Source organism: Azonexus sp. R2A61, from assembly GCF_021401135.1.
GTDB lineage: Bacteria > Pseudomonadota > Gammaproteobacteria > Burkholderiales > Rhodocyclaceae > Azonexus.
This window is the reverse complement of sequence record NZ_JACBFO010000002.1, coordinates 612,177-635,021: the sequence shown is the minus strand read 5'-3', so window position 1 is coordinate 635,021 and position 22,845 is coordinate 612,177. Positions and strand designations below refer to the sequence as shown.

Here is a 22,845-nt window from a genome sequence, read left to right as displayed (position 1 = left end):
TTACCGGTCGAGTCCGGCTAGCCGGCGGTAGCTGGCGAAACGCCCGGCCGTGATTTCGCCGCTGGCAAGGGCAGCCTGCAATGCGCAGTCCGGTTCGCGGTCGTGACGGCAGTTGCGGAAACGGCATTGGCCAAGGAAGGGGCGGAATTCGCGGAAAGCTAGTTCGAGTTCGTCCAGCGTCAGGTGGCCGAGACCGAATTCCTGCAGTCCCGGGGAGTCGATCAGGAAACTGTCGTCCGCCAGTCGATACAGCGTGGCATGGGTTGTCGTGTGTTTGCCGGAATCGAGAGCCTGAGAAATTTCCCGGGTGGCCGCGCCGGCGTCCGGAATCAGGGCGTTGATCAGCGTCGATTTACCCATGCCGGACTGGCCGACAAGCACGCTGGTCCTGGTGGCCAGTTGGTCCCTGAGGATGTCGGCCCCGTGTCGTGCCGAGAGTTCGATGACCGGGTAAGCAAGCTGGCGAAAAATCTCGGTCTGCTGCCGGGCCAGCGGCAGGCGGTCGCTCAGGTCGGCCTTGTTGAGCACGATCAGTACTTCGATGCCCTGGCTTTCCGCAGCAATCAGCGCGCGTGTCACGAGGTCGTCGGAAAACGCCGGTTCGACGGCGACCACGACGATCATCTGGTCGACGTTGGCGGCGATCAGCTTCTGGCGGATCTCGTTCGAGCGGTAGAGCAGGCTGCGTCGAGGCAGAATCGCCTCGATCACACCCTGGTCGGCGGAGCTTTGTCCGACCTCGACCTCGTCGCCGCAGGCGATATCGCTTTTCTTGCCACGCGGAAAGCAGGGCAAGCGTCGACCATCGTCCACTTCAACGAAATATTGCCGACCGTGGGCGGCGACGACGCGGCCGCGCATCAGTCCTTGAACTTGTAGTAGATCTGGTTCAGGTAGGCCGCGACTTCGGCCTCTTCATCCGGAAACCAGCCGGCCTTGACCTGGGAATTGCAGGCGGCGGTACGTTGCAGAATGTCCAGCTTGGTGGACATCAGGCGGCCGTCGCGGGTGTACATCTTGCTGCCGTCGCCACCGTACAGTCTGACGTGGCAGGCCACGCATTTCTCTTCGTGTTTCAGTTTGCCGGCATGCGGGTCGGCATCGCCCCAGGGATCGGCGGCAAGGACGGGAAGCGATACCAGCGAACCGGCGAGCAGGGCGTTCATCGTTTTCATGCGCTTGTCTCCTGTTGTTGTAGGTGGGCGATGCGTTGCGCCGCTGCCGGATGCGAATCGTGGAACAGCGAGTGCAGCGGATCGGGCGTCAGCGTCGCCGCGTTGTCATCGTACAGCCGAACCAGGGCGCTGACGAGATCGTCGGCCGAGGCATGGGTGGCCGCGTAGGCGTCGGCTTCGAATTCGTGGCGTCGCGACAGGCGGCTGGTCAGTGGCGCCAGCGGAAACAGGAAGACCGGAACGACCAGGAAGAACAGGATCAGCGCCAGGGCCGTGCTGGCCTGCGTCACGCCCAGTCCGGCGTAGAACCAGGGGGCGTCGATCAATTGACCGAGCAGCCACAGGAAGGCCAGCGAAGCGGAGAACATCAGCGTCATCCGCTGGACGATGTGGCGTTTGCGGAAATGGCCCAGTTCGTGCGCCAGTACGGCCTCGACTTCTGCCGGCGACAGGCGTTCGAGCAGGGTGTCATAGAAGACGATGCGCTTGTTGTCGCCGAAACCGGTGAAATAGGCATTGCCGTGGCCTGAGCGCTTCGAGCCGTCCATGACATGAAGGCCGGAACTACGGAAACCGCAGCGGGCGAGCAGCGCTTCGATACGCGTTTTCATGTCGCCGTCGGGCAGCGGCGAAAACTTGTTGAACAGCGGAGCGATCCAGGTCGGATAGATGAACATCAGCAGCAGGTTGAAGGCGCTCCAGAACAGCCATACCCAGAACCACCAGTAGTCGCCCATGGCGCCCATCAGCCAGAGCACGGCGGCGATCACCGGGGCGCCGATGACGATGCCGAGCAACAATTGCTTGACGAAGTCGGAGAGGAACAGTGCCGGGGTCATCCGGTTGAAACCGTGCTTCGCCTCGACGACGAACTGGCTGTACAGCGTCTGTGGCAGATCAACCAGGCCGGATATCGCCATCACGCTGAAGATCATTGCCAGCCCGTAGCCGACGCCGTCGAGGCGGGGCGACCAGAAAGCGTGCAGCCCGGCCAGCCCGCCGCCGAGCGTCAGGGCGAGCAGCAGGGCGGCATCGGCGACAATCGAGAAAATCGCCAGCTTGCTGCGGTCGACCGCGTAATCGGCGGCTTTCTGGTGTGAAGCGAGCGGAATGCGATCGATGAAATCGGCGGGAACCGCCGTGCGGTGGGCCAGAACGTGGCGAATCTGCCGCCATTTGAGCCACAGGCGAAGGCCCAGGGTCAGGCAGAAAACGCCGAGGAAGAGCAAGCTGAAGGTGTTGGGCACGGTCGGGGCGTAAGCTGTGAGAAAATCGTCGTTTTGAATTGTTGGGCGATTATATGGCAGGCACTGCGAACAACCTGATCTGGCTGGACATGGAAATGACCGGACTCGATCCGGCGCGTGACCACATCATCGAAATGGCGATGGTGGTCACCGACTCCGAACTGCAGATCGTTGCCGAGTCGCCGTCGTGGGCGGTGCATCAATCCGACGCCACGCTGGCCCTGATGGACGAGTGGAACCAGAAGACCCACGGGCGTTCCGGCCTGATCGACCGGGTTCGCGCCTCGACGCTGGACGACGCGGCGGTTGAAGCCGAGGCGCTGGCGTTCATGCGTCAGTATTCGGCCAAGGGCGAGTCGCCGATGTGCGGCAATTCGATCGGTCAGGATCGGCGTTTCATGGCCCGCTACATGCCGACGCTGGAAGCGCACTTCCATTACCGCAATCTCGACGTCAGTACCCTGAAAGAGCTTTGCCGGCGGTGGCAGCCCGAGATTTACAAGGGGTTCAAGAAGAAGAGCCCGCACACCGCGCTGGCCGATGTACACGAGTCGATCGGCGAATTGCGTTACTACCGCGAGCATTTCCTGATCAAGTGAGCAGACCGCGGCGGCTGGGCTGCCGCCTGCGGTCAGCGCCGGTAAAGACGGAATTTTTCCTTGCGCTCGCCGGGCCGGTTGCCTTCCCAGACCTTCTGCCAGCCACCGTCCGGCGCCCGCAGGTCGGCCATCGAGTTGCCGCCGACGATCAGCCAGTCGCAACGTTTGCTGCCGTATTCGACGGGTTCGATATTGACGAAATAATCGAAGGACGCGCGCTGGGTTTCCGTCAATCCGCGCTCGGCCAGGCAGTGCTGCAGTTCGTCCGAGGGCAGTGCCCGGGCGACCGCCTCGGCCACCGGCCGATAGCTCTTGCCGTAATCGAACCAGGGCAGGATCAGCGCCGTGGCAGCGAGCCAGGCGGTGGTGAAACCCATGGTCCAGTGCGTCAGGCTGCGATAGGGCGAACGCGGTGCCGTGGCAATCAGCCAGATCCACCACAAGGTTGCTGCCACGCCGATGCTCACGTCGATCAGATCTACCTGGCCAACGAACCCGGGGCGCAGGACCGTGACACGCTTGGCCAGTCGTTCCGGCACACCCAGCGCCATGGCCGACCAGGCGACCCAGAGCAGGGTGACGAACAGACTGAAGAACATCATCGCAAACCAGTCGAAGGCGCTGGCCGCACCGCGACGCAGGGCCAGCACGCCAGGGGTGGCCAGCAGTGCGATCGACGGGAGCAGCAACAGGGCAGGGAGTTCCCGCGGACGGAAGGCCCAGGCCAGCAGCAGCAAGGTCGCCAGCAACATGGCCAGCGGCAGCGCCAGCGACGGGGCACGCAACTGGCGGCGTTTCGACCACAGGGTCCACAGGGCCAGCGGCAGCGCCGGAAAGGCGAACCAGGGCAGCATCGCCGAGAAGCGACCGAGGCCGAACAGCGAGAAGGGGGTCAGCAACGGTGCCAGTTCGGTTGCCAGCCAGGCATGAAAACGTGCCGGATACTGGATGTACAGCAGCAGTGGCCAGGGTAACGCCAGCAGGGCGCCGATGCCGAGGCCGATGAGCAGGGTCTGCAGGCCCTTGCGCCGATCGGGGGCGAGCCACCAGGCGACCGGCGCCATTGCCAGCAGCGGCAGCGTCGGTGCGATGCCGGCGCCGAGCAGGCAGGCGGCCAGCGACAGGCCATAGAAAATGCCGGTCAGCCGCGGCTTCCGGCCAATGGTCGCCAGACCGCCGAGACCGCAGGTGTAAGCGGCCAGGGCGATCAGCATCGGCTGGGCGTCGTGGGCATGCAGGAGTAGTCCGACGCAGCCGGCCAGCAGCAGCGGGCTGGCGGCTGCGCTGTCGTTGCCGTACAACTCGCGGCCGGCGTAATACAAGCCGATCAGGGTCAGCGTGATCCAGATGCCGCTGGCCAGCCGGATTGCTTCGTGGGCCGGAATGAGGCCGCCGAACAGGAAGCCGGTGACTGCGCCACTCCAGTAGAACAGCGGCGGCTCGTGGAAAGGTCGGCCGGCGAGCATCGGGCGCAGCCAGTCGCCGCCTTGCAGCATCTGCCAGGCGGTGTTGATGTGAATGGCGTCCTCGCCCTTCCACGGATCGCGCCCGAACAGACCGGCCAGGACGTAGAAGGCGAGCATGGCGGCGAGCACCCAGCCGCCGGGAGGCAGACGGATGCCGCGGCGCAGGAAGGCGAAAGGTTCAGTCATGCGCAAAATAAAAAGGCAGCCCACGGGCTGCCTTCTGCGAAACGGTCAAGCCGATCGTCAATCAGGCGGCCTTCTTGCGCAGACCACCGAACTTCTGGTTGAACTTCTCGACGCGGCCGGCGGTGTCGACGATCTTCTGCTTGCCGGTGTAGAACGGGTGGCAGGCGGAGCAGACTTCAACGTGGAAGGCGTCCTTGCTCATCGTGGACTTGGTCGTGAAGGTGTTGCCGCAGGAGCAGGTCACCTGGATGTCGTGATAGTTCGGGTGGATATCGGCTTTCATCTTTTTTCCTTTAAGCGAGCGACCGGCGGATGTGACCAGCCTGGGAAGCCCGCGATTATCTTTGAATAACGAGTTGAGCGCAATGGCTTTTTTGCGGTCGACACGGTTTTTTGCAGAATTCCGTGGTCGACCGCAAGGTCCTTGCGTTTGCCGGATCAGCCGCGACGCATGGCGTCGAAGAATTCGGCATTGCCCTTGGTGGACTTGACCTTGTCGAGCAGGAATTCCATCGCTTCGAGGTCGTCCATCGGGTAGCACAGCTTGCGCAGCACCCACATCTTCTGCAGCACGTCCGGCTTGAGCAGCAGCTCTTCGCGGCGGGTGCCGGAGCGGTTGACGTTGACCGCCGGGTACATGCGCTTCTCGGCCATGCGGCGGTCGAGGTGGATTTCCGAGTTGCCGGTGCCCTTGAATTCTTCGTAGATCACTTCGTCCATGCGCGAGCCGGTGTCGATCAGCGCGGTGGCGAGGATGGTCAGCGAGCCGCCTTCCTCGATGTTGCGCGCAGCGCCGAAGAAGCGCTTGGGCTTCTGCAGGGCGTTGGCGTCGACACCGCCGGTGAGCACCTTGCCGGAGGCCGGCTGGACGGTGTTGTAGGCGCGGGCAAGACGGGTGATCGAGTCGAGCAGGATGACCACGTCCTTCTTGTGCTCGACCAGGCGCTTGGCCTTCTCGATGACCATTTCGGCGACGGCGACGTGGCGGGTGGCCGGTTCGTCGAAGGTCGAGGCGACGACCTCGCCCTTGACCGTGCGGGTCATTTCGGTGACTTCTTCCGGCCGTTCGTCGATCAGCAGCACGATCAGCACGACTTCCGGGTGGTTGGCGGTGATGGCATGCGCGATGTTCTGCAGCATCACGGTCTTGCCGGTCTTCGGCGGCGCGACGAGCAGACCGCGCTGGCCGCAGCCGATCGGCGCGATCATGTCGATGACGCGGCTGGTGATGTTCTCGTCGGACTTGATCTCGCGTTCGAGCTTGAGGTGACGCGTCGGATGCAGCGGCGTCAGGTTCTCGAACATGATCTTGTTCTTGTTGGCTTCCGGCGGGAAACCGTTGATCGATTCGAGCTTGGTCAGGGCAACGTAGCGCTCGCCGTCCTTCGGCGTGCGGATCTCGCCCTCGACGGTGTCGCCGGTGCGCAGGTTGAAGCGGCGGACCTGCGACGGCGAAACGTAGATGTCGTCCGGGTTGGCCAGGTAGGAGGTGTCAGCCGAGCGGAGAAAGCCGAAACCGTCGGGCAGCACTTCCAGCGTGCCATCGCCGTAGATCGTTTCGCCGTTCTTGGCCTTGGCCTTGAGGACTGCGTAGATCAACTCCTGCTTGCGCATGCGGTTGGCGTTTTCGATGGCGAGTTCGGTCGCCATGTCGAGCAGTTTGCTGACGTGCAGTGTCTTGAGTTCTGAGAGTTGCATGGGAATGGGAGTTGGGCGCCTGAAGGTAAGCGCGGGCGTCAGCCCGTTGGCGGGGCGCGGAAGCTAGTGTGCTTGGGAGTGGATGATGACGCGCTGCGAAAGCATTCGCCAGCGTCGCCTGAAAGCGCAGAACGCACTTTCAGGCAGGGAGACTACGGTGATTACAGCGTGCTGTCAATAAACGCGGCGAGCTGCGACTTCGAGAGGGCGCCGACCTTGGTGGCCTCGACATTGCCGTTCTTGAAGATCATCAGCGTCGGGATGCCGCGGATGCCATATTTGGCCGGGGTCTGCTGGTTATCGTCGATGTTGACCTTGGTCACCTTGAGCTTGCCGGCGTATTCGGCGGCGATTTCGTCGAGGATCGGCGCGATCATCTTGCACGGACCGCACCATTCGGCCCAGTAGTCGACGAGAACCGGCTGCTGCGCCTGCAGCACTTCGGCTTCGAAGGTGTCGTCGGTGACGTAATGGATGTGCTCGCTCATGGTGTCCTCAATGGGATGGGTGGGGAGTGAATCGGGGCCTGTTTGCCCGGAGGAATTTGCCGAAATGCTAACGAAAAACGCCGGGCATGGGAAGCGCGTCAGTGTCCCCGCTGGAGCAGGTTGGCCAGTTCGACGGCGGTTTTGACGCCCATCTTGTCGAACAGGTTGGCGCGGTGCACTTCGACCGTCCGCATGCTGATGTTCAGTTCGTCGGCGATGACCTTGTTGTACTTGCCGGCCAGCACGTGATCCATGATCTGCCGCTCGCGGGTGGTCAGTCGGGAAAGTAGCGCGTTGATCGAGTCGACCGTGGCATTTTCCGCCCGTTGCCGGGCGTCGAGCGCCATCGCTTCGGCGATCCGGGTGGCCAGCTCGTTGTCGTTGAACGGCTTTTCGAAGAAGTCGAAGGCGCCGCGCTTGAGCGAGGCAACCGCCAGCGGCACGTCGCCGTGGCCGGTCAGAATGATCACCGGCAGGCGCGAGCCGCGGCCGCTGAGCGTTTCGAAGCAGTCCAGCCCGCTCATGCCGGACATGCGCATGTCGATTACGACACAGCCGGCGGTCTGGGCCGACCAGGCGGCCAGGAACTCTTCTGCCGACGCGTAGGTCGAGCACGGAATGCCGCGCGTGCCGAGCAGCCAGGACAGCGCGTCGCGGATGGCTTCGTCGTCGTCGACCAGGTGGGCGCGGGCTTCGCTCATGTGCTTTCCAGGGGCAGGGTGAAAAGGAAAATGGTACCGCGGGGCGACCCGGTTTCGAAATTGTCTTCGGCCCACAGTCGACCGCGATGGAACTCGATGATCGACCGGCAGATCGACAGGCCGACGCCCATCCCTTCCGGCTTGGTGGTGAAAAAGGCGGTATAGAGCTTGTCGCTGATTTCGGGAGAGATGCCGCAGCCGCGGTCGCTGACGCTGATGCGCACTTCGTTTCCTTCAATGCAGGCAGCGATGCCGAGCAGCCGGTCGTGCTCCGGCGTGTCACCCATCGAATCCATCGCGTTGCGGATCAGGTTGAGCAATACCTGTTCAAGCATCAAGCGGTCGGCCGGCACCGGCGGCAGTGCCGGCAGGCTGGTTTCGATGCGGATCTGGCGCCGCCGGGCATCGGTTTCGACGAAACCGACGCAGTCCTCGATGACGCCGCGCAGGTCGCAGGGCGCGCGCTTGGGCTCGCTGCGCCGGACGAAGTCGTAGACCCGGCGGACGATCTTGCCGGCACGCTGGGCTTGCAGCCCGATTTTTTCGAGGGCCGGCTGCAGTTCGCTGTTGCTGGCGCGGCCATCGGCCAGCAGATTGAGGCAGCCGGTGTTGTAGCTGGCGATTGCAGCCAGCGGCTGGTTAAGTTCGTGGGCCAGCGTCGAGGCCATTTCACCCAAGGTCACCAGGCGGGCGGTGAATTGCAGTTGCTCCTGCTGTTGCCGGGCCATTTCTTCAGCTTCCTTGCGCTCGGTGATGTCGAGTACCGATGCCATCCAGCCGGTGTGCTCGCCGTGGCCATCGATCAGCTTTGCTTCATAGACCAGGGCCTGGAAGCGCTCGCCGCTCTTGCGCATGAAGGTCATTTCGAATCCCTCCGGCGGTGCTTCGCCGGCCATCACCGCTTCGTGCATGGCATAGCTTTCCGCGAGATTTTCCGGTGCCCAGTAGGGCATCGGCGGGGTCGTGCCGACCAGGTCGGTGGCCGCAAAGCCCGTCATCTTGCAGAACGCCGGGTTCACATAAATGATCTTGCCCTTCAGGTCGCGGGCGCGCATGCCGACCGTCAGCGAATCTTCCATTGCTGCGCGGAAGGCGTGTTCCGAACGCAGCGCTTCCTCGGCCCGGCTGCGCTTGCGCATCAGGTCGCGGATCAGCCACAGGCTCCAGAAGACACCGATGGCGAGCAGGATGATGGCGGCAATCAGGATTCGCGGCAGCGTATTGTCCGGCGTGGCATAACTGGTGACGCGCAGGACCAGTCCGTAGCCCGGCGGGTCGAACGGGATCTGGTACATCTGTCCGCTGTCGCCGGTGATCGCGGTCTGCGTGGCGACCAGGGTGTTTTCGTCATTGACGATCTCGACGCGGTATTTTTCGGTGAACCACCAGGGAATCTGCGTCGACAGCAGCGACGCCAGTGGATAAACGGCGATCAGTACGCCGGCCGGCTTGCGCTGGTGGCGGATCGGTACGAGGACTTCGACGAAGGCCCCTTTGCCCGGCGGGGTGAAGGTTTCGCTGTAGACCGGCTTGCTGAGCTTGTCCGCCAGCTCCATGGCGCGCGCGCTGATCTGGCGCGCAGACGGTCCGCCGCCGGTGTCTGGCATCTGTTCGGTAGGGAGGGCGTCGACGATATGGCCGTGTGCGTCAAGCCAGAGAATCTGGGCTATCTCCGGCGAATTTTTCAGCATATGGGTTGCGCGCAGCCTGAACAGTTTTTCGCCGCCGCCTTCCGGGAGTTCGATCGCCAGTTGCTGCAATTGTTCCTGGTTGCCGTTCAAGTGGAAGCGCAGGCTCTGTTCCAGCCACAGGACATCCTTGATCAGCGTTGTCCGTTGTTCTTCGGTTTCCGAGCGGTGCAGCAGAACCAGCAGCGAAATCAGCGCCATGACGAGCAGGACGATGCCCAGTTTGGGCAGGGCGAGCAACCAGCGAAGCCGGTGGGATTGTCCGGCGGGGGGCGTGTCGGCCAAGCCGGAGGGCGAGGAGTTGGGGATCATGTGGAAATCCACAATATGTGTGGATTATGCCTTTCATAATAATTTGAATAGGGTGCAATACTTTGTGTGCCCAATCAAATTTCAGGAGGAGATACCGATATGCAAGTATCCAAGCTGCTGGCAGGTCTTTTTGCCTGCGCCGTTTCGTTCGGAGCTTACGCACAACAACCCATCGTGATCAAGTTCAGCCACGTCGTGGCGGCCGATACGCCAAAGGGCAAGGCTGCCGAAATGTTCGCCAAGAAGGCCGGCGAATTGACCAAGGGCAAGGTCAAGGTCGAGGTGTATGCCAACTCGACGCTGTACAAGGACAAGGAAGAAATGGAAGCCCTGCAGCTCGGCGCGGTCCAGATGCTGGCACCGTCGCTGGCCAAGTTCGGCCCGCTGGGTGTCAAGGAGTTCGAGGTTTTCGATCTGCCGTACATTTTCGACAATTACGACGATCTGCATAAAGTGACCAATGGTCCGGTCGGCAAGAAACTGCTCTCCAAGCTCGAGCCCAAGGGCATCAGCGGCCTGGCTTTCTGGGACAACGGCTTCAAGTCCTTCTCGGCAAATACGCCGATCCGGACGCCGGATGATCTGCGCGGCAAGAAGCTGCGTATCCAGTCGTCCAAGGTGCTTGAGGAAGAAGTTCGTGCACTGAAGGCATTGCCGCAAGTGATGGCCTTCTCCGAGGTCTACCAGGCTTTGCAGACTGGTGTGGTCGACGGTACGGAAAACCCGATTTCCAACCTCTATACCCAGAAGATGCACGAAGTGCAGAAGCATCTGACGCTGACCGAGCACGGTTATCTGGGCTACGCGGTGATCGTCAACAAGAAGTTCTGGGACGGCTTGCCGGCTGATGTCCGCGGTCAGCTGGAAAAGGCGATGGAAGAGTCCACCCGCTACGCCAACCAGATCGCCAAGGTCGAGAACGACGGAGCGCTGGATATGGTCAAGAAGAGCGGCAAGACCGAAGTTCATGTGCCGACGACCCAGGAGCGCGCTGCCTTCAAGAAGGTGCTGGTGCCGGTGCATAAGAAGATGGAAAGCCGTATCGGCAAGGAAACCATCGACGCGGTCTACAAGGCGACCGGTTTCGATCCGGCCAAGCTGTAAGACTTGATCGACTAGGCTGAAGCGATTCGTCCGGTAACGGACGAATCGCCGGCGCCACGGGGGACAACATGAAATTTCTGAATTACATCGAGGAATGGCTGATTGCCTTCCTGATGGGGGCTGCGACGCTGATCATCTTCGCGTCGGTCGTCCATCGCTATGGCACCGGGATCGATGTCCCGGCAGTGCAGGATTTCCTGCTCGAAATCAACATGGGCTGGGCCCAGGAACTGACCATCATCATGTTCGTCTGGATGGCCAAGTTCGGTGCGGCTTACGGTGTGCGTACCGGTATCCACGTCGGGGTCGACGTGCTGATCAACCGCTTGTCGCCGGCCAATCGCGGCAAATTCATCATCTTCGGCCTGGCGGCCGGAGCCTTGTTCACCTTCATCGTCGGTTCGCTGGGCGCGACCTTCGTTTGGGAGAACGGTGCCAATTACCAGTTCAAGACCTGGCTGGGCATGGATCTCGGGGATCTCTACGAAGGGCCGATCACGCCCGACCTGGAGTGGCCTACCTGGATCGTCTATTCGGCGATTCCGCTGGGTTCCTACCTGATGTGCTTCCGTTTCCTGCAGGTCATCGTGTCGTTCGTGCGTACCGGCGAACTGCCGCACCACGATCATGGTCACGTCGACGGTATCGAAGAGGAAGTGTTGCCGGTGGATGTCAATCCGTACGACATGGGTGACGATCTCCATCCGCACGATCTGAAACACAAGCAAATGGGCGAAGACAGCGACGCCGGCAAGGGAGACAAGCAATGAGCGCCGCCATCATCTTCATCATCCTGCTCGTCCTGATGCTGACGGGCATGCCGATCTCGATTTCGCTCGGCCTGACCGTTCTCACCTTCCTGTTCACGATGACGCAGGTGCCGATCGAGTCGGTCGCGCTCAAGCTGTTTACCGGCATCGAGAAGTTCGAGATCATGGCCATCCCGTTCTTCATCCTGGCCGGCAACTTCCTGACCCATGGTGGCGTCGCCCGGCGAATGATCAACTTCGCCACGTCGATGGTCGGCCACTGGCACGGCGGTCTCGGTCTCGGCGGCGTGCTGGCCTGCGCGTTGTTTGCGGCGGTCTCGGGCTCGAGTCCGGCGACCGTGGTGGCGATCGGTGCCATCATCCTGCCGGCGATGGTCAAGCAGGGTTTTCCGAAGAGTTTCGGGGCGGGCGTCATCACGACGTCCGGCGCACTCGGCATCCTGATTCCGCCGTCGATCGTCATGGTCATGTACTCGGTGTCGACCAATACTTCGGTCGGCGCGCTGTTCATGGCCGGCGTCGTGCCGGGGCTGATGCTGGCCGGCTTTCTCGGCTTCGTGACCTGGAACCGGGCCCGCAAGTTCGGTTACCCGCGCATGCCGAAGGCGACCTGGATGGAGCGTGCCAAGGCGTTCAAGGATTCGGCCTGGGGTCTGTTCCTGATCGTCGTGGTCATGGGCGGTATCTACACCGGTCTGTTCACGCCGACCGAGGCGGCGGCGATGAGCGCGGTCTACGCCTTCATCGTCGCGGTTTTCGTCTACAAGGACCTGAGCCTGAAGGACGTGCCCAAGGTGTTGCTGAATTCGGCCAACATGAGCGCGATGCTGCTCTACATCATCACCAACGCGGTGCTGTTCTCCTTCCTGCTGACGCACGAGAACATTCCGCAGACGATGGCTGATTTCATGATGGGTTCGGGGATCGGCATGATCGGCTTCCTGATCATGGCCAACATCCTGATGCTGATCATGGGCAATTTCATGGAGCCGTCATCGATCGTGCTGATCTTGGCACCGATCCTGTTCCCGATCGCCATCGCGCTCGGTATCGATCCGGTGCACTTCGGCATCATCATGGTGGTGAACATGGAAGTCGGTCTTTGCCACCCGCCGGTTGGTCTGAACCTCTACGTTGCCTCCGGCATCACCAAGATGGGGATCACCGAACTGACCGTTGCCGTCTGGCCGTGGCTGCTGTCGATGCTGATTTTCCTGATCCTGGTGACCTACGTGCCGGCGATCTCGCTCTGGCTGCCGCGAACGCTGGGCATGCTCTGACCGAGGCCCCATGCAAGCCGCCGCGCCCCGCCAATCGGCCGGGCGCGGCTTTTTCATTTGTGGGATGGGTGGCAGAATGGCCCATTTTTCGAGCGCCGCATCCATGAAATTCGCCCTGTCCATCGTCGCACTGATCATCGCCGCGCTGTTGATTCCCTTTCTGATTCCCGGTAGTGGTGAGCAGGCCGGTTTCGATCCGGAGAGCAATCTGCCCTGGCAAATCGAAACCGACGGCCAGGGCGGTTCGCGCGTTTTTGGTCTGGTGCCTGGCACGAGTACGCTGGACGATTTCGTGCGCCTGCATGGCGACGATCTGGAAGTCGCGATCATTGCCGCGCCCGACGAGGTCGGAACGCTGGAGGCCTACGCCAATCAGGCCAAGCTCGGTTTCGTGCTGGCCAAGGTCATCCTGACGGTCGATGCATCTCCGGATACGGTGGCGGCGATGCGCGAGCGGGCGCTGAAGGCCGAACACATGGAGAGCACGACACGCAAGATTCGCCTCAGCCAGGGCGATCTGGCTACGGCGCGAGGCATGCCGCTGCGCGCGATCAGTGTCATTCCAACCGTCAATCTTGACGAAGCGGCCGTGGTAGCACGCTTCGGCGCGCCGGCCGAGCGCCTTCCGCTGGGCGAGAAGCGGGTGCATCTGCTGTACCCGGCGAAAGGACTCGATGTGGTGGTCGATGGCGACGGCAAGGAACTGCTGCAATACGTCGCGCCCAAGGACTTCGAATTGCTCGCCGGTCCGGTTCGTCGGGCGGCGATGGCGCAGTGAGGCGGACGTCCGGGGGACTTGTCTGCTAAAATTCCCCGTTTTTCAACCGACTAGCTTTTTCGGAGCAAACACATGGCTATCGAACGCACCCTTTCCATCATCAAGCCGGATGCCGTCAAGAAGAACGTCATCGGCCAGATTTACGCCCGTTTCGAAGCGGCCGGCCTGAAGGTCATCGCTTCCAAGATGATCTGGCTGTCCGAGCAGGAAGCCGGTCAGTTCTACGCCGTGCATAAGGAGCGTCCCTTCTTCAAGGATCTGGTTTCCTTCATGATCTCCGGTCCGGTCATGGTGCAGATTCTGGAAGGTGAAGATGCCATCGCCAAGAACCGCGAACTGATGGGCGCCACCGATCCGAAGAAGGCCGCGCCGGGCACCATCCGCGCCGATTTCGCCGAGTCGATCGACGCCAATGCCGTGCACGGTTCCGATGCCCCGGAAACGGCCGCTGTCGAAACCGCCTTCTTCTTCCCGGGTCATAACATTTACGCTGGCCGCTAAGAAGATACGATGTCCGTCAATCTGCTGGATTTCGATGCCGAAAGCCTGACTGCCTGGTTTGCCGAGCAGGGCGAAAAGCCCTTCCGGGCACGCCAGGTATTGCGCTGGATGCATCGTTCCGGCGTGGCGGATTTCGATGCCATGACCGACCTCGCCAAGAGCCTGCGCGAAAAGCTCAGGGCGCGGGCGGTCGTGGTGCCGCCTGCCGTCGTGTCGGACAAGTTGTCCGACGACGGTACGCGCAAGTTCCTGATCGATGTCGGCAACGGCAATGCGGTCGAGACGGTGTTCATTCCCGAAGACGACCGGGGCACCCTGTGCATTTCCACGCAGGCTGGCTGCGCCCTCGATTGCGCTTTCTGTTCGACCGGCAAGCAGGGCTTCAACCGCAACCTGACGGTGGCCGAGATCATCGGTCAGCTGTGGCAGGCCAATGCGGCCCTTGGTGCGGTCCACGGCGACGAACGGGTAATTTCCAATGTCGTCATGATGGGCATGGGCGAGCCGCTCGCCAATTTCGACAACACGGTCGCAGCGCTGCGCCTGATGCTCGACGACAATGCCTACGGGTTGTCCCGGCGCCGCGTCACGGTCTCCACTTCCGGTCTGGTGCCGGTGATGGACCGTTTGCGCGAAGCGTGTCCGGTCGCACTGGCGGTATCCCTGCACGCGCCGAACGATGCCTTGCGCGACCAGTTGGTGCCGATCAACCAGAAATATCCGCTGAAAGACCTGATGGCCGCGTGTCGGCGCTATCTGGAAAAAGCGCCGCGCGACTTCATTACTTTCGAATACACGATGATGGCCGGCATCAATGATGCCGATGCTCATGCCCGCGAATTGCTCGCGCTGGTGCGCGATGTGCCGTGCAAGTTCAATCTGATTCCCTTCAACCCGTTTCCGGGATCGCCGTTCCGGCGTTCGCCGGCGGATCGGGTGCGGCGCTTTGCCGACATTCTGATACAGGCGGGCATTGTCACGACGACGCGCAAGACGCGCGGTGACGACATCGATGCCGCTTGCGGCCAGTTGGCTGGACAGGTCCGGGACAAGACCCGACGGACGGCTGGCCGGACGATACCCTTGCAGGAGATCAGGACATGAAATTTTCCTTCCTTGGCCGGTTGACCGCAGCAATCGTCGTTGCCGGATTGGCCGCCTGTTCGAGCAATGCGCCCCAGTCCGGCAATCAGCAGGGACAATTGCCGGCCAATTTCGGCCAGTCGGAAGCGGGGCAGCAAGGACCTTCCAAGGCCGATCCGCGCAGTCGCGCCAAAATTCATACCGAATTGGGCTCGTTGTATTACCAGGCCGGCAATCCTGCCGCGGCGCTTGACCATCTGACGAGCGCACTGGAAATCGATCCCGAATATTTTCCGGCTTATAGCGTACGTGGCCTGGTCTATGCCTCGTTAAGGGAGCAGGCCAAGGCGGAAGCCGATTTCAGGCGCGCGCTGGACCGTTCGCCCGATGACCCGGAAGTCAATAACAACTATGGCTGGTTCCTTTGCAGCATCGGCAAGGAGTCGCAATCGATCAGCTATTTCCTGAACGCCTTGAAGAACCCGTTGTACGAAACGCCCGATCGTGCCTATGCCAATGCCGGTACCTGCGCGTTGAAGGCCGGTGATCTGGACGGCGCCCAGCGCTATCTGCTTCAGGCCGTGCAGTTGTCGCGCGACGGTGCGATGCAGGCGCGTTACCAGTTGGCCCGCCTTTTCTATCAACGCGGGATTCTCGGCGAAGCCAAGATTTATCTCAGCGATGCGTTGCGCATGATGGAGCCGCCGACGGCCGAGGCGTTGTGGCTGGGTATCCGTCTCGAACACAAGTTGGGCGACCGGCTGGTCGAGAGCAGTTACATCTCCCAGTTGCGGACACGGTATCCGACTTCGCCCGAGTATCAGGAATTCCTCAAGGGACAGTTTGAATGAGCGAGCAGATCGAAGACGCGCCCGAACAGCCCGAGTCGATCCCCGCCGTCGTCAGGATATCGGTCGGCGAGATCCTGCGTAAGGCGCGTGAAGCCGCCGGCCTTCAGGTGGCGGACATCGCGCAGACCCTCAAGCTGGGGCAGCGCCAGGTTGAATCGGTCGAACGCGGCGAGTGGGATGCCTTGCCGGGACATACGTTCACCCGGGGTTTCGTACGCAACTATGCGCGGCTGATGCACGTGGACCCGGCGCCGCTGATGGCCGAGCTCGACGTCGTGCTGAGCAAGCCGGTCGACACACTGGCGGTTCCCGAGTCTTCGCTCGACACCGTACCGGTCAGTTCCCGTCCTCGCGACAGGGCGGTCGTGCTGTTCGGCGGCGTGCTGGTGATCCTGGCGGTGCTGGCTTATTTCCTGTTGCCGAACGACCTGGCCGCCTTGCGCGAAGGTGCGCAATCCCTGGTCGACAGCCTGTCGCGGAAGGAGGCTCCCGTTGAACAGGTGGCACAGACTTCCCCTGTCGAACCGGCATTTCCTCCTGGCAGCAGTGCCGAGCAGACGATGATGCCGCAGGCGGTTGGCGATACGGCTGCCGTATCGGGTGGTTCGCTTGGTGAAACGCCGTCGCTTCCTGCCCAGGAGCCTGCCGCCGTCGCAGCAAATGCCGTGCCGCAACTGCGCTTCGTGGTGACGCAGGAATCGTGGCTTGAAGTCAAGGATGGCGATGGTGCCGTGCTGTTGTCCCAGCGGGTGGCTGCGGGGGGCGAGCCGGTGCTGCAGAGCGGCAAGGGGCCCTTGTCCGTCGCCATCGGTTATGCGCCGGGCGTCAAACTCTTTCTGCGCGGGCAGCCGGTGGATCTGGCGTCGTACACGCGCGGCGATGTTGCCCGACTGGTTCTGGAGTAAATGTTGAGTCTGATCAGCAAGCGGGCGACGCGTGCCTGCAGTATTGGCCATGTTCGTCTCGGCGGCGATGCGCCGGTGGTCGTTCAGTCGATGACCAATACCGATACCGCGGATTATCTGAAAACCGCGATTCAATGCGCCGAACTGGCCCGGGCCGGCTCGGAACTGGTCCGCATCACGGTGAATACCCCAGAGGCGGCGGCGGCGGTTCCGCTGATCCGCGACCATCTGGACAAGATGAATTGCGATGTCCCGTTGATTGGCGATTTCCATTACAACGGCCATCGTCTGTTGACCGAGCATCCGGCCTGCGCCGAGGCGCTGGCCAAGTACCGGATCAATCCGGGCAATGTCGGTTTCGGCAAGAAGAAGGACGAGCAGTTCGCGCAGATGGTCGAACTGGCTTGCCGTTACGACAAGCCGGTGCGCATTGGCGTCAATTGGGGGAGCCTCGATCAGGATCTGCTGGCCCGCGTCATGGACGAAAACTCCCGTCTTGCGCAGCCGCTCGACGCCACTGAAATGATGCGCCACGCAATGGTGACTTCCGCGCTCGAATCTGCCGCCAAGGCCGAAGAGGTCGGTTTGGCGGGCGAGCGCATCATTCTCTCCTGCAAGGTGTCCAGCGTGCAGGATCTGATTGCCATTTACCGTGAACTGTCCCGTCGTGCCGATTACGCGCTGCATCTTGGCCTGACCGAGGCCGGGATGGGATCCAAGGGGATCGTCGCGTCGACCGCAGCATTGTCCGTTCTGCTCCAGGAGGGGATCGGCGATACGATACGCGTGTCGTTGACGCCGGAGCCCGGCGGTGCGCGTACGCAGGAGGTCGTGGTTGCCCAGGAAATCCTGCAGACCATGGGGTTGCGCGCGTTCACGCCGATGGTTGCGGCTTGCCCGGGTTGCGGCCGGACGACATCGACGCTGTTCCAGGAACTGGCCGGTGAAGTCCAGGATTTCGTGCGTGCCCGCATGCCGGAATGGAAACTGCGCTACGATGGCGCGGAAAACATGACGCTTGCCGTGATGGGGTGCATCGTCAACGGTCCCGGCGAATCGAAACATGCCAATATCGGCATCTCGTTGCCGGGGACCGGCGAAGCGCCATCGATGCCGGTCTACGAAGACGGCGAAAAGACGGTCACGCTGAAGGGCGAGAACGTTACCGGCGAGTTCAAGGAAATCATCGAGCGCTACGTTGAGCGCACTTACAAGAAGAAGTTGCAAGCATGAGTCAGACCTTACAGTCCGTGCGCGGGATGAACGACATCCTGCCGGACGAAGCCGAATTCTGGGAACTGTTCGAGGATACCGTCCGTTCCTGGCTGAAGGCTTACGGCTACCGGCCGATCCGCATGCCGATCGTCGAACCGACGCCGCTGTTCAAGCGCGCCATCGGCGAAGTCACCGATATCGTTGAGAAGGAAATGTATTCCTTTGAAGACAGCCTCAATGGCGAACAGCTGACCTTGCGTCCGGAGGGTACAGCCGGCTGCGTCCGCGCGCTCATCCAGCACAGCCTGGCGGCCCAGCAACCCCGTCGCTTGTATTACATGGGGCCGATGTTCCGGCACGAGCGGCCACAAAAAGGGCGTTACCGGCAGTTCCATCAGGTCGGGGTCGAAGCCTTCGGTTTTGCCGGTCCGGATGTCGATGCCGAAATGATCCTGATGGGGGCCCGTCTGTGGGCTGACCTCGGGCTTGACGGCATCGAACTGCAAATCAACAGCCTGGGGCAGCCTGACGAGCGTGCCCAGCATCGTGCCGCGTTGATCGCCTATTTCGAGGGCCATGTCGACATCCTCGATGACGATGCAAAGCGTCGCCTGCACACCAATCCGCTGCGCATCCTGGATACCAAGAATCCGGCCTTGCAGGCGATGTGCGCCGCAGCGCCGAAGCTGATCGATTATCTGGGTGCCGAGTCGCTGGCGCATTTCGAGGGCGTGCAGCGCGTGCTCAAGGATGCCGGCGTGCCGTTTACGATCAACCCGCGTCTGGTCCGCGGTCTCGATTACTACAACCTGACCGTTTTCGAATGGGTGACCGACAAGCTTGGCGCCCAGGGTACGGTTTGCGCCGGCGGTCGATACGATGGCCTGGTCGGGCAATTGGGGGGGAAATCCACGCCCGCCTGCGGATTTGCAATGGGCGTCGAGCGGCTGGTTGCGCTGATTCGCGAATCCGGCGGCGAGCCGCAGGCAGCGGCGCCGGATGTGTATCTCGTGCACCAGGGCGATGCGGCGTCGCGTCTGGCTTTCCGCGTGGCCGAAGGCTTGCGCGATCAGGGGCTGAACGTGCTGTTGCATTGCGGGGGCGGTTCCTTCAAGTCGCAGATGAAGAAGGCGGATGCCAGCGGTGCAACCTTTGCCGTCGTGATCGGCGACGACGAGGCCGCGACCGGTGAAGCGCAGTTGAAGGCGTTGCGCGAGGAAGGGATCGAGCAGCGCAAATTGAAGGTTGATGATCTGGCGGAAGCGATCATCGGACAACTCATTGATTCGGATGAAGAGGAATAAGTCGCATGGCGCATTACGACCTCGAAGAGCAGGAACAGATCGACTCCATCAAGGCCTGGTGGAACGCGTATGGCAATCTGGTGACCAGCCTGCTGCTGGCCGTTGCCGTTGCCGTCGTCGGCTGGCGTGGCTGGAACTGGTATCAGGATGGCGAGTCGGGCAAGGCGGCGGCGGTGTTCGACGCGCTCGAACATGCGGTCGACGCGCGCGATGCGCAGAAAATCAAGTCGCTGGCGGGCGAGTTGACCGAGAAATACGGTCGCAGCAGCTATGCTGGCATGGGCGCCTTGCTGGCCGCCCGGCAATCCTTTGACAGCGGTGACTTGAAGACTGCGCGGGCGCAGCTGAGTTGGGCGGCGGACAATGCCAAGGATGAGGTTCGGGATGTCGCCCGTCTGCGTCTGGCTGCCGTGTTGCTCGACGAAAAGGCGTATGACGAGGCGTTGAAGCAGCTCGATGGCGGTCACGCGGCCGCTTTTGATGCCCGTTTCCTCGAAGCGAAGGGCGATGTGCTGGCAGCACAAGGGAAAAGGAACGATGCGCGTGACGCTTACCGGACGGCGCTGGAAAAAATGGGCGAACCGGCGAACGCCGCTTCGCGCGAGTTGTTGCAACAGAAACTCGACAGTATGGGCGAGGCCGCCTGATGCGTAGTCGTCTGATCACGCTTGCCGTATTGTCGGTGCTGGCGGCTGGTGGCTGCAGCACGATGTCGAATGCGCTGGATGCCATCAATCCCTTCGGTTCGTCGGGCCCCAAAATGTCGCCCTTGCCGCCGTTGACCGCAGGAACCGAATTCACGACCCGCTGGTCGGTCAGCGTGCCCAAGGCCGGCAACGATATGGTTTTCGTGCCGGCAACGGTCGGTGACGCCGTTTACGCCGCCGCCGGCAAGGGCGTACTGGAGAAGTTCGAGGGGGGCAAGCGTGTCTGGAAGATCGATGTCGGCCAGCCGCTGTCGGCCGGCGTCGGTGCCAATGACCGTCTGGTGGTGGTCGGTACGCCAAAAGGCGAGGTGCTGGCTTTTTCGGCAGAGGATGGCAAGCCGCGCTGGCAGGCACGGGTGAACAGCGAGGTGCTGGCCCCGCCGACCGTCGGTGACGAAGGCGTCGCCGTGCGCAGCGGTGACAACAGCATCTTCCTGTTCGGTCTTGAGGATGGTGCCCGAAAATGGGTCTATCAGCGTTCGACGCCGGCGCTGTCGGTCCGTACGACAAGTGCTCCGGTTTTTGCCGATCGTTTCGTCTTTGCCGGCTTCCCGGGCGGCAAGATCGTTGCCATGTCCCTGCAGAACGGCGCACCGGTCTGGGAGGGTGCCGTCGCGTTGCCGAAGGGGGCGACCGAACTCGACCGGGTGGCTGATGTCGTGGCGCCGCCGGTGATGGAAGGCTCGCAACTGTGTGCCGTGGCCTTTCAAGGGCGGGTGGCCTGCTTCGACATGGCGCAGGGCGGCAGCCTGATCTGGTCGCGTGACATTTCGTCTTCGGTCGGCCTGGCGCTGGATGGTCGCTACCTGTTCGTCACGGACGATCAGGGCGTCGTCTACGGCCTCGACCGACTTTCGGGCAGCAGCCTGTGGAAGCAGGACAAGTTGAAGAACCGACGCGTTTCGGCACCCGCGGTACGTCTCGGGTATGTCGCGGTGGGTGATGCCGAGGGTTATGTGCACTTCCTGTCGCGTGACGAGGGGGCTTTCGTCGGGCGCCAGAAAACGGACGGCGAGCCGATCAAGGCACCGGTGAAAGTGTTCGATTCGGCCTTCCTGGTTCAGACCAGCGGTGGCGAACTTCGCCTGATCGAGCCGAAATGAAACCGACCATCGTTCTGGTAGGCCGACCCAATGTCGGCAAATCCACCCTGTTCAACCGCCTGACCCGCTCGCGCGACGCGATTGTTGCCGATCTGCCGGGGCTGACGCGAGACCGCCACTACGGGCATGGCCGACTTGGCCGGAAGCCCTATCTGGTGGTCGATACCGGCGGCTTCGAGCCGCTGGTCAAGGATGGCATCCTGCACGAAATGGCGCGCCAGACCGAGCAGGCTATCGCCGAGGCGGATGCCGTTATCTTCGTGGTCGATGGTCGGACGGGAATCACGCCGCACGACAAGGAAATCGCCAACAAGCTGCGGCGTCTGGAGCGCCCGGTCCTTGTTGCGGTCAACAAGGCCGAAGGGCTGAATCGTGGCATGGTCGAGGCCGATTTCCACGAGTTGGGGCTGGGCGAGCCGTATGCCATTTCGGCCGCCCACGGCGACGGCGTGCGCAATCTGGTCGATCTGGCGCTTGAGGAATTCCCCGAGCCGGAGGATGAGGAGGTCGCGACCGAAGCGGTCCGCGTGGCGATCGTCGGTCGCCCGAATGTCGGCAAGTCCACGCTGATCAATACGTTGCTCGGCGAAGAGCGGGTGATCGCCTTCGATGCGCCGGGCACTACCCGGGATTCGATCGAAATCGATTTCGAGCGGGCCGGCCGTCATTACGTGCTCGTCGATACGGCTGGTATGCGCAAGCGCGGCAAGGTGTTCGAGGCGATCGAGAAATTCTCGGTCGTGAAGACCCTGAAAGCGGTTGAGGATGCCAACGTGGTGATCCTGATGGTCGACGCCCAGGCGGATGTTTCCGACCAGGATGCCCACATCGCGGACTTCGTCGTGCAATCCGGCCGCGCGCTGGTGGTTGCGGTGAACAAATGGGATGGTCTGGATGCTTACGTCCGCGAACAGACACGCCAGACCCTTCAACGAAAGCTGAAGTTCCTCGATTTCGCCAAATTCCATTTCATCTCGGCGCGCGAAAACGTTGGCCTGAACAACCTGTTCAAGTCAGTCGATTCGGCCTATGCGGCGGCGATGACCAAGCTGTCTACGCCGCGCCTGACACGTGTGCTGTCCGATGCGATTGCCAAGCAGGCGCCGCCCAAGCATGGTCTGTTCCGGCCCAAGCCGCGTTATGCCCACCAGGGGGGCTCGAACCCGCCGATCATCGTCGTTCACGGCAATGCCGTCGACCAGATCGCGGACAGCTACCGGCGCTATCTCGAGCATACCTTCCGGGAGGCGTTCAAGCTTCAGGGAACCCCTTTGCGCATCCAGTTCGTCGCGGCCAAGAATCCTTTCGCCGACAAGGACAAGAAGTAAAATCTTTGGCATCCCCCAACAATTTTGGGTACATTAGGACCCTCAATAAAACAACACACATGGAGTCCACACCATGAGCAACAAAGGGCAACTTTTACAAGACCCCTTCCTCAATGCTTTGCGTCGCGAGCATGTTCCCGTTTCTATCTACCTGGTCAACGGCATCAAGCTGCAGGGACAGGTCGAATCTTTCGACCAGTACGTCGTTCTATTGAAGAACACCGTGACCCAGATGGTGTACAAGCATGCCATCTCGACCGTCGTTCCCGCACGGCCGGTCAATATCCAGCAAGAGCAGGCCGCAGAATAAGCCGCTCCCCAGCAGGGCCCCGTCACGGCGGGGTCCGCTTTTTCCG

24 protein-coding genes are annotated in these 22,845 nt (G+C 61.9%); 15 read left to right on the top strand and 9 right to left on the bottom strand.

Features of this window, described 5'->3' with window-relative positions:
- Genes rsgA through L0962_RS08070 form a run of 3 tightly spaced genes read right to left on the bottom strand, consistent with a single transcriptional unit; the run spans nt 1 to nt 2,422 of the window.
- Nucleotides 1–861, bottom strand: a complete 861-nt coding sequence (rsgA, locus tag L0962_RS08080; RefSeq protein WP_234085850.1) for a ribosome small subunit-dependent GTPase A — start codon at nt 859–861, stop codon at nt 1–3.
- Nucleotides 861–1,175, bottom strand: coding sequence for a cytochrome c (locus tag L0962_RS08075; RefSeq protein ID WP_234085849.1), 315 nt, complete (start codon nt 1,173–1,175; stop codon nt 861–863). Before L0962_RS08075 ends, rsgA begins: the two co-directional genes overlap by 1 nt.
- Entirely contained in the window at nt 1,172–2,422 is a 1,251-nt protein-coding gene (locus tag L0962_RS08070; protein WP_234085848.1) for a M48 family metallopeptidase, read from the bottom strand. Before L0962_RS08070 ends, L0962_RS08075 begins: the two co-directional genes overlap by 4 nt.
- 53 nt (nt 2,423–2,475) lie before the next feature.
- Between L0962_RS08070 and orn the strand changes: the two genes are divergently transcribed.
- Nucleotides 2,476–3,021: an oligoribonuclease gene (gene orn / locus L0962_RS08065; RefSeq protein ID WP_234085847.1), complete on the top strand. Its 546-nt coding sequence runs from the start codon at nt 2,476–2,478 to the stop codon at nt 3,019–3,021.
- A 32-nt stretch (nt 3,022–3,053) separates the two neighbouring features.
- Here orn and L0962_RS08060 read toward each other — a convergent pair whose 3' ends face one another.
- The 6 genes from L0962_RS08060 to L0962_RS08035 form a co-directional block, all read right to left on the bottom strand.
- Nucleotides 3,054–4,673: a glycosyltransferase family 39 protein gene (locus L0962_RS08060; protein ID WP_234085846.1), complete on the bottom strand. Its 1,620-nt coding sequence runs from the start codon at nt 4,671–4,673 to the stop codon at nt 3,054–3,056.
- A gap of 61 nt (nt 4,674–4,734) precedes the next feature.
- Nucleotides 4,735–4,956 (bottom strand): 50S ribosomal protein L31, encoded by a 222-nt coding sequence (gene rpmE, locus L0962_RS08055; protein ID WP_234085845.1) that lies wholly within the window; start codon nt 4,954–4,956, stop codon nt 4,735–4,737.
- A gap of 155 nt (nt 4,957–5,111) precedes the next feature.
- Nucleotides 5,112–6,371 (bottom strand): transcription termination factor Rho, encoded by a 1,260-nt coding sequence (gene rho, locus L0962_RS08050; RefSeq protein ID WP_234085844.1) that lies wholly within the window; start codon nt 6,369–6,371, stop codon nt 5,112–5,114.
- A 161-nt stretch (nt 6,372–6,532) separates the two neighbouring features.
- The gene (gene trxA / locus L0962_RS08045) at nt 6,533–6,859 is read right to left on the bottom strand and encodes a thioredoxin TrxA (protein ID WP_234085843.1); all 327 of its coding nucleotides are present in this window, start codon (nt 6,857–6,859) and stop codon (nt 6,533–6,535) included.
- Nucleotides 6,860–6,957: 98 nt separating this feature from the next.
- The gene (locus tag L0962_RS08040) at nt 6,958–7,560 is read right to left on the bottom strand and encodes a response regulator transcription factor (protein ID WP_234085842.1); all 603 of its coding nucleotides are present in this window, start codon (nt 7,558–7,560) and stop codon (nt 6,958–6,960) included.
- Nucleotides 7,557–9,560, bottom strand: a complete 2,004-nt coding sequence (locus tag L0962_RS08035) for a PAS domain S-box protein (RefSeq protein WP_234085841.1) — start codon at nt 9,558–9,560, stop codon at nt 7,557–7,559. Before L0962_RS08035 ends, L0962_RS08040 begins: the two co-directional genes overlap by 4 nt.
- Before the next feature lie 99 nt (nt 9,561–9,659).
- Here L0962_RS08035 and L0962_RS08030 point away from each other — a divergent pair, with 99 nt between their 5' ends.
- The 14 genes from L0962_RS08030 (at nt 9,660) to hfq (ending at nt 22,799) form a co-directional block, all read left to right on the top strand.
- Nucleotides 9,660–10,664 carry a TRAP transporter substrate-binding protein gene (locus L0962_RS08030; RefSeq protein ID WP_234085840.1) on the top strand — a complete coding sequence of 335 codons (1,005 nt, stop codon included), beginning with the start codon at nt 9,660–9,662 and terminating at the stop codon, nt 10,662–10,664.
- 68 nt (nt 10,665–10,732) lie between these two features.
- On the top strand, nt 10,733–11,434 hold the full coding sequence (locus L0962_RS08025; RefSeq protein ID WP_234085839.1) for a TRAP transporter small permease: 702 nt from the start codon (nt 10,733–10,735) through the stop codon (nt 11,432–11,434).
- Complete coding sequence (locus L0962_RS08020) at nt 11,431–12,714, top strand: TRAP transporter large permease (RefSeq protein ID WP_234085838.1); 1,284 nt, start codon at nt 11,431–11,433, stop codon at nt 12,712–12,714. The genes L0962_RS08025 and L0962_RS08020 overlap by 4 nt, the downstream gene beginning before the upstream one ends.
- 103 nt (nt 12,715–12,817) lie before the next feature.
- Nucleotides 12,818–13,492 carry a hypothetical protein gene (locus tag L0962_RS08015; RefSeq protein WP_234085837.1) on the top strand — a complete coding sequence of 225 codons (675 nt, stop codon included), beginning with the start codon at nt 12,818–12,820 and terminating at the stop codon, nt 13,490–13,492.
- Nucleotides 13,493–13,564: 72 nt separating this feature from the next.
- Complete coding sequence (gene ndk / locus L0962_RS08010) at nt 13,565–13,993, top strand: nucleoside-diphosphate kinase (RefSeq protein WP_234085836.1); 429 nt, start codon at nt 13,565–13,567, stop codon at nt 13,991–13,993.
- A gap of 9 nt (nt 13,994–14,002) precedes the next feature.
- Nucleotides 14,003–15,097, top strand: coding sequence for a 23S rRNA (adenine(2503)-C(2))-methyltransferase RlmN (gene rlmN / locus L0962_RS08005; RefSeq protein ID WP_234085835.1), 1,095 nt, complete (start codon nt 14,003–14,005; stop codon nt 15,095–15,097).
- Nucleotides 15,094–15,927 (top strand): type IV pilus biogenesis/stability protein PilW, encoded by an 834-nt coding sequence (pilW, locus tag L0962_RS08000; RefSeq protein ID WP_234085834.1) that lies wholly within the window; start codon nt 15,094–15,096, stop codon nt 15,925–15,927. Before rlmN ends, pilW begins: the two co-directional genes overlap by 4 nt.
- A complete protein-coding gene (locus tag L0962_RS07995) occupies nt 15,924–16,832 on the top strand; it encodes a RodZ domain-containing protein (protein WP_234085833.1) in 909 nt (302 codons plus the stop codon). Before pilW ends, L0962_RS07995 begins: the two co-directional genes overlap by 4 nt.
- Nucleotides 16,833–18,065, top strand: coding sequence for a flavodoxin-dependent (E)-4-hydroxy-3-methylbut-2-enyl-diphosphate synthase (ispG, locus tag L0962_RS07990; RefSeq protein WP_234085832.1), 1,233 nt, complete (start codon nt 16,833–16,835; stop codon nt 18,063–18,065).
- Nucleotides 18,062–19,351 (top strand): histidine--tRNA ligase, encoded by a 1,290-nt coding sequence (gene hisS, locus L0962_RS07985; protein ID WP_234085831.1) that lies wholly within the window; start codon nt 18,062–18,064, stop codon nt 19,349–19,351. Before ispG ends, hisS begins: the two co-directional genes overlap by 4 nt.
- Nucleotides 19,352–19,356: 5 nt before the next feature.
- Entirely contained in the window at nt 19,357–19,998 is a 642-nt protein-coding gene (locus L0962_RS07980) for a tetratricopeptide repeat protein (RefSeq protein ID WP_234085830.1), read from the top strand.
- Nucleotides 19,998–21,161, top strand: a complete 1,164-nt coding sequence (bamB, locus tag L0962_RS07975) for an outer membrane protein assembly factor BamB (protein WP_234085829.1) — start codon at nt 19,998–20,000, stop codon at nt 21,159–21,161. Before L0962_RS07980 ends, bamB begins: the two co-directional genes overlap by 1 nt.
- Nucleotides 21,158–22,489 carry a ribosome biogenesis GTPase Der gene (gene der / locus L0962_RS07970; protein ID WP_234085828.1) on the top strand — a complete coding sequence of 444 codons (1,332 nt, stop codon included), beginning with the start codon at nt 21,158–21,160 and terminating at the stop codon, nt 22,487–22,489. The genes bamB and der overlap by 4 nt, the downstream gene beginning before the upstream one ends.
- Before the next feature lie 73 nt (nt 22,490–22,562).
- Nucleotides 22,563–22,799 (top strand): RNA chaperone Hfq, encoded by a 237-nt coding sequence (gene hfq, locus L0962_RS07965; protein ID WP_121458428.1) that lies wholly within the window; start codon nt 22,563–22,565, stop codon nt 22,797–22,799.
- The last annotated feature ends 46 nt before the right edge of the window (nt 22,800–22,845 follow it).

Coding starts and splice junctions, on each gene's coding strand:
- bamB (WP_234085829.1), top strand. CDS start 19,998: ATGCGTAGTCGTCTGATCACGCTTGCCGTATTGTCGGTGCTGGCGGCT.
- rlmN (WP_234085835.1), top strand. CDS start 14,003: ATGTCCGTCAATCTGCTGGATTTCGATGCCGAAAGCCTGACTGCCTGG.
- L0962_RS08035 (WP_234085841.1), bottom strand. CDS start 9,560: ATGATCCCCAACTCCTCGCCCTCCGGCTTGGCCGACACGCCCCCCGCC.
- der (WP_234085828.1), top strand. CDS start 21,158: ATGAAACCGACCATCGTTCTGGTAGGCCGACCCAATGTCGGCAAATCC.
- hfq (WP_121458428.1), top strand. CDS start 22,563: ATGAGCAACAAAGGGCAACTTTTACAAGACCCCTTCCTCAATGCTTTG.
- L0962_RS07980 (WP_234085830.1), top strand. CDS start 19,357: ATGGCGCATTACGACCTCGAAGAGCAGGAACAGATCGACTCCATCAAG.
- L0962_RS08030 (WP_234085840.1), top strand. CDS start 9,660: ATGCAAGTATCCAAGCTGCTGGCAGGTCTTTTTGCCTGCGCCGTTTCG.
- rho (WP_234085844.1), bottom strand. CDS start 6,371: ATGCAACTCTCAGAACTCAAGACACTGCACGTCAGCAAACTGCTCGAC.
- L0962_RS08025 (WP_234085839.1), top strand. CDS start 10,733: ATGAAATTTCTGAATTACATCGAGGAATGGCTGATTGCCTTCCTGATG.
- rsgA (WP_234085850.1), bottom strand. CDS start 861: ATGCGCGGCCGCGTCGTCGCCGCCCACGGTCGGCAATATTTCGTTGAA.
- ispG (WP_234085832.1), top strand. CDS start 16,833: ATGTTGAGTCTGATCAGCAAGCGGGCGACGCGTGCCTGCAGTATTGGC.
- L0962_RS07995 (WP_234085833.1), top strand. CDS start 15,924: ATGAGCGAGCAGATCGAAGACGCGCCCGAACAGCCCGAGTCGATCCCC.
- L0962_RS08060 (WP_234085846.1), bottom strand. CDS start 4,673: ATGACTGAACCTTTCGCCTTCCTGCGCCGCGGCATCCGTCTGCCTCCC.
- L0962_RS08040 (WP_234085842.1), bottom strand. CDS start 7,560: ATGAGCGAAGCCCGCGCCCACCTGGTCGACGACGACGAAGCCATCCGC.
- ndk (WP_234085836.1), top strand. CDS start 13,565: ATGGCTATCGAACGCACCCTTTCCATCATCAAGCCGGATGCCGTCAAG.
- pilW (WP_234085834.1), top strand. CDS start 15,094: ATGAAATTTTCCTTCCTTGGCCGGTTGACCGCAGCAATCGTCGTTGCC.
- trxA (WP_234085843.1), bottom strand. CDS start 6,859: ATGAGCGAGCACATCCATTACGTCACCGACGACACCTTCGAAGCCGAA.
- hisS (WP_234085831.1), top strand. CDS start 18,062: ATGAGTCAGACCTTACAGTCCGTGCGCGGGATGAACGACATCCTGCCG.
- L0962_RS08015 (WP_234085837.1), top strand. CDS start 12,818: ATGAAATTCGCCCTGTCCATCGTCGCACTGATCATCGCCGCGCTGTTG.
- rpmE (WP_234085845.1), bottom strand. CDS start 4,956: ATGAAAGCCGATATCCACCCGAACTATCACGACATCCAGGTGACCTGC.
- orn (WP_234085847.1), top strand. CDS start 2,476: ATGGCAGGCACTGCGAACAACCTGATCTGGCTGGACATGGAAATGACC.
- L0962_RS08020 (WP_234085838.1), top strand. CDS start 11,431: ATGAGCGCCGCCATCATCTTCATCATCCTGCTCGTCCTGATGCTGACG.
- L0962_RS08075 (WP_234085849.1), bottom strand. CDS start 1,175: ATGAAAACGATGAACGCCCTGCTCGCCGGTTCGCTGGTATCGCTTCCC.